This window comes from Streptomyces sp. NPDC057743 (genome assembly GCF_042798755.1).
In the GTDB taxonomy this organism is placed as follows: domain Bacteria; phylum Actinomycetota; class Actinomycetes; order Streptomycetales; family Streptomycetaceae; genus Streptomyces.
The window spans coordinates 190,574-204,943 of the sequence record NZ_JBHVJX010000005.1; the positions used below are offsets into that span (position 1 = coordinate 190,574).

13 protein-coding genes are annotated in these 14,370 nt (G+C 73.0%); 6 read left to right on the forward strand and 7 right to left on the reverse strand.

Annotated elements, in window-relative coordinates; translation table 11 throughout:
• Nucleotides 1-102 precede the first annotated feature (102 nt).
• A complete protein-coding gene (locus tag ACFVFQ_RS07700; RefSeq protein WP_383410453.1) occupies nucleotides 103-483 on the reverse strand; it encodes a VOC family protein in 381 nt (126 codons plus the stop codon).
• A 230-nt stretch (nucleotides 484-713) separates the two neighbouring features.
• Here ACFVFQ_RS07700 and ACFVFQ_RS07705 point away from each other — a divergent pair, with 230 nt between their 5' ends.
• From ACFVFQ_RS07705 to ACFVFQ_RS07715, 3 genes are all read left to right on the forward strand, one after another.
• Nucleotides 714-4,067 carry a molybdopterin-dependent oxidoreductase gene (locus tag ACFVFQ_RS07705; RefSeq protein ID WP_383410456.1) on the forward strand — a complete coding sequence of 1,118 codons (3,354 nt, stop codon included), beginning with the start codon at nucleotides 714-716 and terminating at the stop codon, nucleotides 4,065-4,067.
• A 324-nt stretch (nucleotides 4,068-4,391) separates the two neighbouring features.
• A complete protein-coding gene (locus ACFVFQ_RS07710) occupies nucleotides 4,392-5,042 on the forward strand; it encodes a SixA phosphatase family protein (protein ID WP_383410459.1) in 651 nt (216 codons plus the stop codon).
• Between the two features lie 103 nt (nucleotides 5,043-5,145).
• Nucleotides 5,146-5,691, forward strand: coding sequence for a hypothetical protein (locus tag ACFVFQ_RS07715; protein WP_383410462.1), 546 nt, complete (start codon nucleotides 5,146-5,148; stop codon nucleotides 5,689-5,691).
• A gap of 68 nt (nucleotides 5,692-5,759) precedes the next feature.
• Here the strand turns inward: ACFVFQ_RS07715 and ACFVFQ_RS07720 are convergent, their stop codons facing one another.
• Both ACFVFQ_RS07720 and ftsH read right to left on the reverse strand, forming a co-directional pair.
• Nucleotides 5,760-6,077, reverse strand: coding sequence for an SHOCT domain-containing protein (locus ACFVFQ_RS07720; RefSeq protein ID WP_383410465.1), 318 nt, complete (start codon nucleotides 6,075-6,077; stop codon nucleotides 5,760-5,762).
• A 425-nt stretch (nucleotides 6,078-6,502) separates the two neighbouring features.
• Complete coding sequence (gene ftsH, locus ACFVFQ_RS07725) at nucleotides 6,503-8,428, reverse strand: ATP-dependent zinc metalloprotease FtsH (RefSeq protein WP_383410468.1); 1,926 nt, start codon at nucleotides 8,426-8,428, stop codon at nucleotides 6,503-6,505.
• Between the two features lie 204 nt (nucleotides 8,429-8,632).
• On the opposite strand from ftsH, the gene ACFVFQ_RS07730 reads away from it, so the two are divergent.
• A complete protein-coding gene (locus tag ACFVFQ_RS07730) occupies nucleotides 8,633-9,211 on the forward strand; it encodes a hypothetical protein (protein WP_383410471.1) in 579 nt (192 codons plus the stop codon).
• A 78-nt stretch (nucleotides 9,212-9,289) separates the two neighbouring features.
• Here ACFVFQ_RS07730 and ACFVFQ_RS07735 read toward each other — a convergent pair whose 3' ends face one another.
• A complete protein-coding gene (locus ACFVFQ_RS07735; RefSeq protein WP_383410476.1) occupies nucleotides 9,290-9,928 on the reverse strand; it encodes a TetR/AcrR family transcriptional regulator in 639 nt (212 codons plus the stop codon).
• A gap of 129 nt (nucleotides 9,929-10,057) precedes the next feature.
• Between ACFVFQ_RS07735 and ACFVFQ_RS07740 the strand changes: the two genes are divergently transcribed.
• Nucleotides 10,058-10,993 (forward strand): alpha/beta fold hydrolase, encoded by a 936-nt coding sequence (locus ACFVFQ_RS07740; protein ID WP_383410479.1) that lies wholly within the window; start codon nucleotides 10,058-10,060, stop codon nucleotides 10,991-10,993.
• Between the two features lie 73 nt (nucleotides 10,994-11,066).
• On the opposite strand, the gene ACFVFQ_RS07745 is transcribed toward ACFVFQ_RS07740, so the two are convergent.
• Nucleotides 11,067-11,822: an SDR family oxidoreductase gene (locus tag ACFVFQ_RS07745; RefSeq protein WP_383410482.1), complete on the reverse strand. Its 756-nt coding sequence runs from the start codon at nucleotides 11,820-11,822 to the stop codon at nucleotides 11,067-11,069.
• A 377-nt stretch (nucleotides 11,823-12,199) separates the two neighbouring features.
• On the opposite strand from ACFVFQ_RS07745, the gene ACFVFQ_RS07750 reads away from it, so the two are divergent.
• Nucleotides 12,200-13,015, forward strand: a complete 816-nt coding sequence (locus ACFVFQ_RS07750) for an aminotransferase class IV family protein (RefSeq protein WP_383410485.1) — start codon at nucleotides 12,200-12,202, stop codon at nucleotides 13,013-13,015.
• Between the two features lie 24 nt (nucleotides 13,016-13,039).
• Here ACFVFQ_RS07750 and ACFVFQ_RS07755 read toward each other — a convergent pair whose 3' ends face one another.
• Complete coding sequence (locus ACFVFQ_RS07755; protein WP_383410488.1) at nucleotides 13,040-13,909, reverse strand: ergot alkaloid biosynthesis protein; 870 nt, start codon at nucleotides 13,907-13,909, stop codon at nucleotides 13,040-13,042.
• Nucleotides 13,906-14,349: a nuclear transport factor 2 family protein gene (locus tag ACFVFQ_RS07760; RefSeq protein WP_383410490.1), complete on the reverse strand. Its 444-nt coding sequence runs from the start codon at nucleotides 14,347-14,349 to the stop codon at nucleotides 13,906-13,908. The genes ACFVFQ_RS07755 and ACFVFQ_RS07760 overlap by 4 nt, the downstream gene beginning before the upstream one ends.
• Nucleotides 14,350-14,370 lie beyond the last annotated feature (21 nt).

Consider the following 14,370-nt stretch of genomic DNA (forward strand, 5'->3'; position numbering starts at 1 on the left):
CTCCGTCTCCCCTGCAAGCGTCGAGGAGGGCTTCGATCAACGGGGTGGGGCCCTGCGACCTTGGCGCCAGGCCCCACCCGGAGACGCGGCCATGCCCAGGCACTACTTCTCGACGCACACAGTCATCAGCTCCATGAAGTGCCCGGCCGGGTCCAGGAAGTACACCCGCCGGCCGTCGTCGTTGCGGTTGATCTCGTTGGGCCGTCGTCGATGCGGGTCGGCGTAGTGCTCGATGCCGCGTTGCCTGATCCGTGCGTAGGCCGCGTCGAACTCCGCGTCGGAGACCAGGAAGGCGTAGTGCTGCGGGGCGAATTGGCCGTCAGGGATGGTGGCGAAGTCCAGCGTGATGCCGTTGTTGAGGCCGATCGCGATGAACGGGCCCCATTCCTCGGTGATTTCGAGGTCCAACAGCTCCGCGAAGAATGCGGCGGACTCCCGGTTGTCCCGGGCGTGGACGATCGTGTGGTTCAAGTCGACTGGCAAGGAATGCCTCCGAGGGCATGTCCCGACACCTCCATGCCTCGCCCAGTCGACGACCGGCACGCGATGTCGCAGTCGACCCTAACGGTTGGCGGCTTCGCCCCTCAACACTCCCAGGACTCAACGACTTCGCCGCCCACCCCTTGATCAATATACCCCCTAGGGGTATTCTCCGAAGGTCGAGGAGGAAAGCGAGCCCATCAACCCCACCCACACCGGGAGACCTGACGCTCATGACCGAGGCACGTGGCTACTGCACCCTCTGCAAGTCCCGTTGCGGCGCGATCTACCAGATCGAGTCGGGCGCGATGGTGGGCGTGCGCCCGGACCCCGACCACCCCACCGGCGCGGCGCTGTGCCCCAAGGGCCGGGCCGCCCCCGAACTCGTCCGCAACCCGGCCCGACTGACCCGCCCACTGCGCCGCACGACACCGCGCAGCGACCCCGACCCCCGCTGGCGGGAGATCAGTTGGGAGGAGGCCATGGCGGAGATCGGCGAACGCCTGGCGTACTTCCGGGACACCACCGGACCCGAGAGCGTCGCGTTCTCGGTCACCTCCCCCAGCGCCACCCCGATGAGCGACTCCATCGAGTGGGTGGAACGTTTCATCCATCTCTACGGCAGCCCCAACATCTGCTACGCCACCGAGAACTGCAACTGGCACAAGGACTTCGCGCACGCCTTCACCTTCGGCACCGGCCAGCCCGCCCCCGACTTCCCCGCCACCGACCTGACGGTGCTCTGGGGGCACAACCCGGCCAAGACCTGGCTGGCGCGCTCGGCGGCCCTCGCCGAGGCGCGCGCCCGCGGGGCCCGACTCGCCGTCATCGACCCCCGCCGGACCACCAGCGCGATGCAGGCCGACCACTGGCTGCGGGTCAGGCCAGGCACCGACGCCGCCCTCGCGCTCGGGCTCGCCGACCTCGTCCTGCGCCGCCACGGCGGCGACCAGGACTTCCTGCGCTCCTGGACGAACGGCCCGCTCCTGATACGCGAGGACAGCGGCCGTTTCCTGACCGCGGATGAACTCGCCCCCGGCCAGGCCGGTTTCGTCGTCTGGGACGAGGCCGGCCGCGGCCCCGAGATCTACGACACGGCGTTCGCCGCCACCGCACCGGACCGCTTCGCGCTGCGCGGCAGCTACCGCGTCCACACCCGCTCCGGGACGCTCACCTGCCGGCCCGCCTTCCAACGGTATCTCGACGCCGTGGCCGCCTGGCCGCTCCAACGCACCGTCGACGTAACGGGAGTTGACGCCGACGCCCTCACCGCCTTCGCCGACGACCTGGCCACCGCCCGGTCCGTCAGCTACGGCACCTGGACCGGCGTCGGCCAACACGCAGACGCCACCCAGACCGACCGCGCCATCGCCACCCTGTACGCGCTCACCGGCAGCTACGACGCCCCCGGCGGCAACGTCGTCCTGCCGCAACAGCCCCTCACCGCCGCCGCCCGACCGCTCGCCCCCGAGCAGGCGGCCAAGGCACTGGGACTGGCCGAACGTCCCCTCGGCCCGCCGGCATCCGGCTGGATCACCTCGCGCGACCTGTGCCGGGCCATCATCGACGGCGACCCCTACCCGGTGCGGGCCCTCGTCTCCTTCGGCGGCAACATGCTGCTGTCCCAACCCGACCCCCGACGCACCGCGCAGGCCCTGCGCCAACTCGAATTCGGCGTCCACATCGACCTGTTCGAGAACCCCACCTCGCGCTTCGCGGACCTCCTCCTGCCCGCCAGCACGCCCTGGGAGAGGGAGGGGCTGCGCGCCGGCTTCGAGGGCTCCCACCAGGCCCAACAGCGCGTACAACTACGCCCCCGGATGCTCGATCCGCTCGGCGAAACCCGCTCCGAGCTGGAGTTGGTCTTCGACCTCGCGGGCCGGCTCGGCCTCGGCACGGAGTTCTTCGACGGCGACATCGAGGCCGCCTGGAACCACCAACTCCGGCCCCTCGGCCTGACCGTGGACCAGCTCCGCCAGGCACCCGGCGGCATCGACGTGCCGCTACCGATGCGGTACCGGAAGTACGCCGAGACCGGGCACGACGGCCGGGTGACCGGCTTCGCCACCCCCACCAGGCGCGTCGAGCTGTACTCGCAGCGCCTCCTCGACCACGGCTACTCCCCCGTGCCCGAGCCGACCGACCCGCCCACCGACCCCGCCTTCCCGCTGACCCTGACCTGCGCAAAGAACGGCTACTACTGCCACAGTCAACAGCGCGGCCTGTCCTCCCTGCGCAAGCGCTACCCCGAACCCCTCGTCGAGATCGGCGAACAGGTGGCGGCCGACCGCGACATCGGCCACGACGACCTGGTGGAAATCAGGACCCGCAACGCCACCGTCCGGATGCGCGCCCGCATCGACCCCGGCCTGCACCCCAACACCGTGCTCGCCGACTACGGCTGGTGGCAGAGCTCCCCCGACCTCGCCCTGCCCGGTTCCAACCCCCTGGCCGACGGCGAGCAGAACTACAACCTCCTCATCGACGACACCGCGCACGACCCGGTCAGCGGCGCGGTCCCGCTGCGTTCCACCGCCTGCGACCTCCGGCGGGTTCCCACCCAATCATGGGGCGGGGCACGGGAGTTCATCGTCGACACGACCCATGCGGTGACCGACGACATCCGCGAACTGCTGCTGCGGCCCGTCGGCGGCGGGCCGCTCCCCGCCTTCCGCCCCGGGCAACACATCACCCTGGCCCAGACAGGCAACCCCACCACCCGCGCCTACTCCCTCACCGGCCCGGCAGGCAACGACGCGTCGGGGACCTACCGACTGGCCGTGCGCCGCGTCGACGGCGGCGCCCTCTCCCCCCTCGTCCACCGCGACCTGGCCCCAGGCACCCGGGTACTCGTCACCGCACCCTCGGGCAGCTTCGCGATCCCCACCGACCACGACCAGCCGGTGGTCCTGCTCGCGGCCGGCGTCGGCATCACCCCCTTCCTCGGCTACCTCGAAACCCTGGCGGCCAACGGCGGTTCGGTACCCCAGGTCGTACTGCACTACGGCAATCGCAACCGCCGCACCCACGCCTATGCGACCCGGATCGCGGAACTGCAACGGTCCATCCCCCAACTCACGGTGATCGACCACTACAGCCGCCCCGACGCCACCGACCGCCCCGGCGAGCACTACACCGCCACCGGCCGCATCGCCGCGCACCACATCGACCCCGCACTCGTCCGCCGCCGCGCCCGCTTCTACCTCTGCGGCCCGCAGGACATGATCGACGCGCTGACCGACGGACTGACGGCGCGCGGCGTGCCGAAGTTCGACATCTTCGCCGAACGGTTCCACGCCACCCCACGCGCCGTCGGACTCCCCCCGAACGCCACCGCAACCGTCCGTTTCGCCCGCTCGCAGCGCGAGTTGACCTGGACCAGCGGGGACGGCACCCTGCTCGAACTCGGCGAGAAGGCGGGGCTCACCCTCCCCAACGGCTGCCGACTCGGCCAGTGCGAAAGCTGCGCCGTCCCCCTCCTCAACGGCCAGGTCGCCCACCTCGTCGCCCCCGCCGACGACCTGCCCGAGGACCAGATCCTCAGCTGCCAGGCCGTCCCCCTCTGCGACATCGAACTGGACGCCTAGGCCGAACCACCGAGGTACTGGAGTGTTCACGGACGATCCCCTCTGATGGGCCGTCAATTTGCGCCAACTTACCTGGCCTGGTGGCACATTGAGCGTGCCGGCTCACCGTCCCAGGTACGCACCACAACACGTCACGTCTCGGCCATGACCGCCCGGTTGGCGCACCGACCCTGCCGCGTGCGCCGCCTGGCGCGCGGGCGCGCCCACCCGACCGCCCCGCACGCTCCAGCGGGTAGTCTGCGGGCAGCGCCGGCTCGGCAGCGGCTCTGTGGCGTGGGCCGGTTCTCCTGAGGTTGGTTCCCCTGGCGTGAGGGCGGTTCTTCGTTGAGTGTCCCCGGTAGTGCGCACACCCGCTTGATCGTGCTGCGGCACGCGAAATCCGCCTGGCCGGAGGGGGTGCCCGATCACGAGCGTCCGCTCGCGGGCCGGGGCCGTCGGGATGCCCCGGCGGCCGGCCGGTGGCTGCGGCAGCGGCACTGCGCCCCGGACGTGGTGCTCTGCTCGACGTCCCGCCGCACCCGCGAAACCTGGGAACGCATCGCCGCGGAACTCGGCCCGTCGGAGCCGGAGCAGGCACCGGAGCAGGCACCGGAGACGCCCCAGACACCCCCAGCACTCCGGCCCTCCACGGCTTCCCAGGCGCCTTGTCCGAGCCCTGCCGCGCACCCGGCTCCGGAGGTGGTCTTCGAGCCGCGGGTCTACCAGGCGAGCGGGGCGGCCCTGTTGGAGGTGGTCCGGGCGGTTCCGGAACGGTGGCGGACCGCGCTGTTGATCGGCCATCTGCCGGGCGTACAGGACCTCGTCCTGTCGCTCACCGGCGGCGGGGACGACGAGGCGCTCGCGCGGGCCCGGGAGAAGTTCCCCACCTCGGCGCTCGCGGTGCTGACGCTGCCCGGCGGGTGGGCCGACCTCGCGCCGGGCCGCGCGGAGCTCACCGACTTCGTCGTGCCGCGCGGCCCCAAGGGCGGTGCCTGACGGCCCGGTCCGTTAGGGCACCGCCGAACGTTCACCCCCATGGTCCGCACGCCCCCGCGGGCCCGTCGTGCGGGCCGGGAAGTCCCCGGTGATCCTGTGGGGCATGACGGAAGGCGCAGGCACCGGAGGCCCGACGGGCGACGATGGACGGGGGCGTGGCGCGCGGCCGGACGAGCCGCACGCACCCCGCGCCAATTACGGGGGCGCGGTCTACGGCGCCCTCCAGGCCGCCTCCGTCGTGGCCGGTACCGCCGCGTTCGGGCCGTTCCCCCGGGCCGGGCTCATCCTGCTGCTGGTCATCACCGGCCTGGTCTTCTGGTTCGCGCACGTCTACGCCCGGCTCGTGGGCGAACTGCCCTCGTACCGGCACCTGACCTGGGCCAGGATCTCGCACGTGGCAGGCCATGAGTGGCCGATCGCGCAGGCCGCGCTGGCGCCGGCGATCGCCGTGGCGATCAGTCCGCTGCTGCGGCTGGACCTGCCCGGGACCGCGTGGTTCGCGCTCGCGGTGGCCGTGGCCGAGCAGGTCGGTTGGGCGAGCGCGGCGGCGATCCGCGCCGGTGCCTCGCGCCGCCTGGTGGTGGCCTCGGCCCTGGTGAACCTCGTACTCGGCCTGATCATCGTGGTCCTCAAGGCAGAGTTGCACTGAGGCGGATCGGCCGCGGGGAGGGCCGGGGGCATGGGGCCGCGTGCCGGCCTCGCCACGCGCGCCGCCGATCACCCTCCCGGTGCGTCCGGTGTCGTCGGGCCGCCGTGCGAGGCGCGGAGCACCGCCAGTCTGCGCCGGTACTCCTCGTCCTCGATCTCGCCGCGGGCGTACCGCTCCGCGAGGATCTGCTCCGCCCCTGGCGCGGGACCGCCGGGACGCCAGTCGGGGTGTCCGCGGCCCTCCCCACCCCTGCCATACGCTCCCGGGCGGACCAGGGCGCGGAAGATCAGTACGGCGACCGTGATCACCAGCGCCCAGAACAGCACCATGCCGACCGTGACGGCGAGCCACCCCAGGCCGCCGCCACCGTGCCCGTACCAGAACATCGTGGGACCTCACCTTCCGGCGCGGAGCGGGGTGCGGACCCTGGCGGGGCCCGCACGCACCCGCGTGCCCTCCCTTCGATTCTCGCTCGCCGAGGCGGCACCAGGCGCATCCTGGGGTGAGGAGCGGGGCCCGGTGTAGCGCCGCCCCTCGGGTCGGCCGGTGGCCGCTGACGCGCGGGACGCCGGGCGAACGGCTCGACGCCAGTCGAAGCAACTCGCGCTGAACGAGGGCGAGTTACGGCCGTGCGGTGTGCGGACGGTCCGCGGTGAACGCGCGGAGGCGGCGCCGGGCCGCGCCCTGGTGGGGACGGGCGCGGAGCTGGCCCTCGTCCCCACGCGACTGCTTCGACTGCGGGACGGCGCGGGCGCGTTGCTGCGGTACGCGGGCCTCGACGGCGGTAGGCCCGCCTTACGGAATGCCCCGCTTACGGAATGCCGCTACCCGCCCCCGGCGGCTGCCGCAGTACGTCGAGGACGACCGCCCCGTCGATCGTCTCGCGGGTGGTGAGCAGGTCGGCGAGGCGGTCGAGGGCCGGGCGGTGGTCGCGGAGCAGGGCGACGGCGCGTTCCTCGGCCTCCCGGACCAGGCGGGCGACCTCCTCGTCGATCAGGCGCTGGGTCTGCTCGGAGTAGGGGCGGTGCAGGCCCTCGCCGGGGCCCTCCTCGCCGAGCCGGTGCGCGGCGCCGGTGGTGGCGTAGCCGACCGGGCCGAGGGCCGGCGAGAGGCCGAAGTCGCGGACCATGCGGCCGGCGATCTGGGTGGCCCCGGCCAGGTCGTCGGCGGCACCGGTCGAGCCCTCGCCGAAGACCACGAGCTCGGCGGCCCGACCGCCGAGCCGGACGGCCAGCAGGTCGGTGAGGTAGCCCTCGCTGTAGAGGTGCCGTTCGGCCTCCGGGAGTTGTTCGGTGGCGCCCAGCGCGGGGCCGGAGGGCAGGATGGTGACCTTGGCGACCGGGTCGGCGTGCGGACACAGCGCGGCCACGAGGGCATGCCCGGACTCGTGGACGGCGACGGCCTGGCGTTCCTCCGGGAGCAGGGCGTTGGAGGTCTCCCGGCGTCCGAGCAGCACCCGGTCCCGGGCGCTGTCCAGGTCGCCGGCGGTGATGACGGTGGCGCTCGCGCGCACGGCGTGGATGGCGGCCTCGTTGAGGAGGTTGGCGAGGTCGGCGCCGGAGAAGCCGGGGGTGGCGCGGGCGATGATGTTCCAGTCGACGTCGGGCGCCAGTTTCTTGCCGCGGGCGTGGACGGCGAGGATCGCCGCGCGTTCGGTCTGGTTGGGCAGCGGGACGGTGACGTGCCGGTCGAAGCGGCCGGGGCGCAGCAGTGCCGGGTCGAGGGCCTCGGGGCGGTTGGTGGCGGCCAGCACCACGATGCCGCTGCTCTGGTCGAAGCCGTCCATTTCGGCGAGGAGTTGGTTGAGGGTCTGCTCGCGCTCGTCGTTGCCGCCGAGCCGGATGCCGCCGCGGCGGCTGCCGACGGCGTCGATCTCGTCGATGAAGATGATCGACGGCGCGCGCTTGCGGGCCTCGTCGAAGAGGTCGCGGACGCGGGAGGCGCCGACCCCGACGAACATCTCCACGAACGCCGATCCGGTCACCGACAGGAACGGCACCGCCGCCTCACCGGCAACGGCCCGGGCGATCAGCGTCTTGCCGGTGCCGGGCGGGCCGACCATGAGCACCCCGCGCGGCCCCTGGGCACCGACCACCGCATACCGCTCGGGGCGGCGCAGGAAGTCGACGACCTCGCTGATCTCCTGTTTGACGCCCTCGTAGCCGGCGACGTCGTCGAAGCGGGTGGTGGGCCGCTCGGCCTCGATGATCTTGGCGCGGGAGCGGCCGATGCCGCTGAGCCCGCCGCTCAGCGTGCGCGCGGCCTGCCGCCCGGTCCACAGGAACAGCGCGCCGAGGAGGAACAGCGGCAACAGCACGAACGCCAGCGGCGCCACCCAACTCCCGCCGCCGGCACTGCTGGACGCGTTGATGCCGACGTTCTTGTCGCGCAGTTGGTTCTCCAGCCCGGTGTTGCCGAGCGCGGTGGGAATCCGGGTGGTGAACTCCCGGCCGTCCTTGAGCTTCCCGGCGACGCCGCCCTTGTCGTCGATGTCGACGGTCTTGACCTGCCCGGCGTCCACCTTGCCGAGGAACGCGCTGTAGGAGAGGGCGGTGCCCGAGGGCTGGTGCAGCCGGCTGAGCAGCAGGACGAACACCGCGATCAGGATGATCGGCAGCAGCCACGGCCGCCAGGCAGGGGGCCCTGGCGCGGCGGGCGGCTTGGGCGGCTCCCGCGGCGGCCCCGGCTTCGCCGACCGCGTGGCATGGCGCCACGGCAGGCGCACTGCGGTGATCACGACGGCTTCCCTACGGCTCCCGCTTCCATCGTGCTCCGGGATCGCGAGGACCGTTCCCGGCCTGCGCACGTTTCCCCTGTTCACCTTCCACGATCGACCGTTCCGCCCCGTTCCGCAGGGCGGGCCGGCCGCCGCGGTCCGCCGTGGTGTGGGAGGTGGCGCCCAGGTGTGGGACGCTCGAAGTGCAGGCGAAGGGGGTGCGTGATGCCTCTTGCTAAGCCCCGCCCGCCCTGGCGCCGAGGTCCCCTGCGGCGCGGCACGGACGTGGCGCAATCCTGGCTGGTCCTGGCCACGGGAGTGCTCATCGCCGTGGCGGCGCCGGCCGCGGGGGTGGCGGCCGGCAATGCGGTGGACGCGGCGGCGAACCGGCAGAGCGCCGGCTGGCACGCGGCCTCCGCGGTGATCGCGCGGGAGCCCGCGACCCGGATCAGCGGCGTCGACAGCGGGAGCGCCACCGGCGACCGGGTGCGGACGACGGTGCGCTGGACGGCCCCGGACCACACCGTGCGGACCGGCGAGACCAGCGTGCCGCCCGGCATGCACGTCGGGGACCGCACGACCGTGTGGCTGGACCGGAACGGGATGGTGGTGCGCAACCCCAGCACCCCGACGGACTCCCTGGCCGAGAGCGTCGTGGCCGGCACGGTGGTCGCGTCCGGCACCGGGTTGCTGCTCTTCGGTGCGGGGAAGACCGGCGTCCGGCTGATCGACCGCCGACGCTACGCCCAGTGGGAGAAGGAGTGGGCGGAGCTGGACGCCCGATGGCGGCACCACCAGCAGTGACACCCCACGAACCGGCCTACCTCGCCGCCCGTATGGCGACCGCGGACCGCGGCTGCCCGAGACTGCGTGCTCCCCGCCTCACTCCCCCACCCGCTCCGCCAGCGAACGCCCGCCGCCCGCCCGGAAGATCCGGTCCAGATGCCGGTCCAGGATCTCGGCAGCGGACCGCGCACTGCGCTGGCCGACGAGGACGCTGGTGCCGAGCCCCGCGGACAGCGCGAGCAGGCTGACGGCCTCCGCGCGGGCCTCGACGCCGGGTCGCGTGGCGCCCGACTCCCGGGCCCGCTCCAGGAGTTGGGTCAGGGTGTCCTCGGCGGCGTCGGGGCTGCGGATGAACGGCTGGGCGGCGAGCGCCTGGTCGGTGACGGACAGCACGGCGTACGAGGTGTAGACGAGGTGGAAGGTGCGGCTCTGCTCGTCGGTGGGCAGCGACGCCAACAGCAGCGCCTCGACGGTCGCCCGCGGCCCGGGGTCGTCCCCCGCGGCCCGGACCCGGGCCGCGACCCGTTCCCCGAACCCCTCGGCCAGCCGTTGCAGGCCGTAGAGCAGCAGCTTCTCCTTGGTCTCGAAGTAGTACTGCACCAGCCGCAGCGAGACGCCGGCCTCCGCGGCCACGTCCCGCATCCCCACGGCGTGCAGCCCGCGTCGCCCCGCCACCCGCAGCAGCGCCTCGGCGATCTCGGTACGGCGTTCGGCATGGTCCACGCGCTTCGGCATCGGTCGCGTCTCCCCTGGTCTACGGCAAGGTCCTGCGCCGGGAAGCCCCGGCCAACCCGGTTGATGATACCGCCGTACCAACAACGTGGTACGTTCGTATCACGAAGATCCGACCCCGTGGAGGTGGCCGTGTCCGAGACCATGACCCGCACCCAGGCCGACGTCGGCCGCTATGTCAGCGACGCCCTGCGCGAGCGCTACTTCGCGGCCTGCGACGCGCTCTACGCCCTGGGGGAACCCGCGAGCGCCCAGACCGACGTGGAGACCTCCTTCGGCACCACGCACGTCTACCGCTACGACCCCGCGGACCCCGCCGCCGCGTCCCGCACCCCGATCGTCCTGGTGCACGGCGCCGGCGCCTGCTCCGCCATCTGGTACCCCAACACCCCCGCCCTCAGCGCCGACCGCCCGGTGTACGCGCTCGACACCCCGGGCGACCCCGGCCGCAGCGTCCAGCGCGCACCCCTCCACCAACCCGAGCGCGCCGCCCAGTGGCTGGACGAGGCCCTCGGCGAACTCGGCCTGGACCGCGTCCACTTGGTCGGCACCTCGTACGGCGGCTGGCTCGCCCTGAACCAGGTGCACCGCCGGCCGGGCCGCCTCGCCTCCGTCACGCTGCTCGACCCGGGCGGGCTGGAGAAGGTGGGCCTGCGCTTCTTCACCTGGATCTTCGCCAGCCTCTTCGCGACGTTCGCACCCAAGGCGCTGCGGCCGCGGCTGGCGGCCTGGCTGGAGCAACCGGTGCTCGTCGTCCCGGAGTTGCGCCGCATGGTCCACCTGGCCGTGCGCGCCTACCGCATCCGCCGCCCGGCCCCGCTCCCCCTGTCCGACGACGAGCTGGCCACCATCCGCACCCCGCTCTACCTGGTCCTCGGCAAGCGCAGCCTCCTGCTGCACCCGCAGCGACAGGCCGAGCGCGTGCCGCGCCTGATACCGGGCGCCCGCGCCGAGATCGTCGCCAAGACCGGCCACGGACCGCAGATCGACCACGCCGACGAGGTCAACCAGCGGATGCTGGACTTCATGAACACGGTCGACAACGCGGTGGACAACGCGGTCAGCTGACCGCCCCCCAACGCCCCAGGGGCCGGCCCCAACTCCGGGACCGGCCCCTCCCCCTCCTCTCTCCCGATCCCGCTCAGCGCGTGGTGTACCCGCCGTTGACGAAGAGGGTCTGCCCGTTGAGCCACCAGCCCTCGGTCATCAGGAAGACCACATAGGGCGCGATCTCCTCGATCTTCGTCAACTCGCCGTTCATCGACGAGGACTTGTGGAACGCGACGGAGTCGTCGGTCTCGGCCGGGTAGAAGAACGAGGTGTCCATCGGGCCCGGAGCGATGTTGTTGACATTGATGTTGCGCCCGAAGAGCTCCTTCGACAGCGCGCGGGTGAAGTGCTCGACCGGCGCCTTGCTGCCGGCGTAGACCGAGTACAGACCGGTGTAGGCGGCCAGCAGCGAGGTGACGATGGTGATGATCGAGCCGTCGCGGTCGATGCGCTTGGCGGCCTCGCGCATCATGAAGTAGGCCGCCTTGGAGTTCACCGCGAACATCCGGTCGTACTCGGCCTCCGAGGTCTCGGTCACCGGCTTCTTGATCACCATGCCCGCGGTGTTCACGCTCGCGTCCACCCGCCCGAACGCGTCGATCGCGGCATCGAAGAGCCCCTCGACGCCGGCCACCTTCGTGAGGTCCGCCTGGTGGGTCACCGCGTCCCCGCCCGCCTGTTTGACCGCGGCGGCGGTCTCCTCCGCGTCGGCGCGGGACGAGTCGCTGTTGTAGTGCACCACGACCTTCGCGCCGTGCTCGCCGAGATGCCGGCTGATCAGGCCACCCAGATTCCTGGAGGCCCCGCCGACCACGACGACCTTGTCCTTGAGCGTACGAGCGGGCATGACACATCTCCTCAGCGCAACGATGTCCGGCCCCACGCGCGCATGCCGGCGCACACCCGCGCCCGCGCGCCCCGCCGCTCCCCTCGCACGAACGGCGCGCGGCCACCCCGTCGACGCTATGCAGGCGCCCCGGTGATCGCATCCGCAGGCACCGCCCGAGGTCACCCGCCCGGACCCGTCGGCCCCTGGGTCGACAGCCGGCCCCCGCGGGTGGGGGGAGCTCCGGAAGGGTTCTGACGTGCCCCACCTCGACCAGCGCCCCGCCCTCCCCCGTCGCGTGATCCCCGCCACCCGGACTTGACCCTCACACCGATGTCAGGCTCTACGGTGCGGGTGTCACCACAGCGCCGGATACGACCCCTGGAGTGCACCAAGCGATGTCAACTGACGTGCAGAACTTCGTGGTTCAGCGCAACGGGCGGGCGGCGACCGCGGCGGAGCTGGCGCCGCTCGCGTTCGCCGGCTACGCCCACTTCACCGCCCTCCAGGTGCGCGGGGGCCAAATCCGGGGCCTCGACCTCCACTTGGAGCGGCTGCGGAACGCCTCGGTGGAGCTGTTCGGCCGCGCCCTGCCCGACGACCGCGTCCGGTCGTACCTGCGGACCGCGGTGGAATCCGGTCCGGCCGACCTCTCCCTCACCGCCACCGCCTACTCCCCCGAGGGCGAATTCACCCGCGCCGGGCGGGACGTGGAACCCGAGCTCCTGGTCCGTACCAGGCCGCCCGCGTCCGCGCCCGAGGGCCCGCTCGCGCTGGAGACCGTCGCGTACGAGCGGGTCCTGCCGGCCGTCAAGCACGTCGGCGAGGTCGCCAAGACCTACTTCCTGCGGCAGGCCGTGGCGCGGGGCTTCGACGACGCCGTCTTCGTCGACCGCCGCGGACGGCTCAGCGAGGGCACGATCTGGAACCTGGCCTTCTGGGACGGCGAGAGCGTGGTGTGGCCCGAGGCCGCGGTGCTGGGCGGTTCCACGATGGGCATCGTCCGGCGGCAGTTGGCCCGGGCGGGCGTGCCGCAGCGCGTCCAGGAGATCACCGCCGCCGACCTGCCGGCGCTGGCCGGGGCCGTGGTGATGAACTCCTGGACGCCCGGGGTGCCGGTGCACCGGATCGACGCGGTCCCGCTGCCGGCGGCCCCGACCTTCCTGGAACTGCTGCACCGCGCCTACCAGGAGGAGCCGCTGACCTCACCGTGAGGGCGAGGGCGTGGAGCCGGTGCGTCATCGGCGTTCGGGCAACCCGGCGTCGGCCCACTCCGTCGCGTGGTCGCGGACGAACGCGGCGAAGGGGCGGGGTGGGCGACCGGTCAGGTCGAGGACCGCGGTGCTGACGGCGTCCTCCCGGCCGGCCCTGATGTCGGCGTCCACGGCGGCGAGGGCGGCGGCGAACTCGGCCGGAAGGCCGGCGGCGCGCAAGTGGTGTGCCAACTCGTCCACCTCGACGTGCCGTACGCGGACCGGCCGGCCGGTGTGGGCGGTGAGGATCGATGCCGCGTCCTGGTAGCTCAGCGCCTTCGGCCCGGTGAGCAGGTGGTCGCGCCGGTCGTCGGACTCCGGGGCGGGGGCGGTCAGCAGGGCTGAGGCGGCGGCCGCGATGTCCCGCGCGTCGATCCAGCCGAGCCGACCGTCGCCGGCGGCGGTGCGGATCTCGCCGTGCCGCCGGATCCGCTCGCCCAACGGGTGCGGGCCGAGGAAGTTCTGCATGAACCCGGACGGGCGCAGCACGACCCACCCGGGCCGGGCCCGCACCCGCTCGGCCAGCTCCAACGGGCCGGGGGCGTCCGGCAGTTCGGCGGCGGAGCCGAGCAGCACCACCCGGCGCACGCCGAGCCGTTCGGCCTCGGCCAGGAACGGCGCCACCAGCGGCATCGGGTCCAGGGTGAGCAGCGGAGGCACCAGATAGACCCGGTCCGTCCCGCGCAGTGCGGCCCGGTGGGTGCTCGGGTCGTTCCAGTCGAACCGCACCGCGTCGGGGTCGCCGGCGGAGGGGTGGCGGCTGGCCACCCGGACCGGCACGCCGTCGCGGCGCAGCAGTTCCGCCAGCGGGCCGCCGGTCTTGCCGGTGCCTCCGGTGATCAGTACGCCGGTCATCGCGTGGCCTCCGCGTGCAGCGAGTCGAGCAGTTCGGGCAGTTGGCCGGCCGCGGAGGCGGCGGCCAACGGGTTCCAGTAGTCCCGGTAATGGACGATCAGGCCGCCTCGGACGGTGATCACCGCGATGTAGTCCAGCCGGTAGGGCGCGCCGGTGCGCACCGTGAGCCCGTCGGCGGTGAACTCCACCACGATGGTGTCCGGCCGTTCCGTGCGGTGGACGGTGACCGCGGGCACCGCCCGTACGTCCAGCCGTTCCGGGTAGCCGGCCAGGTAGGCGCGGATCGCCTCCCGTCCGGCCAACTGCCGTGGCGCGGCCCCCACGGCGAACGGGAACGCGGCGGTGCCGTCCGCCGCCCACAGGTCGGCGACGGCGTCCATGTCCTTGGCCAGCAGCAGGTCCAGCAGCCGGCGGAAGGTCTCCTCGGGTGTGCCTGGCACGGTGGTCCTCCGGTGTTCAGC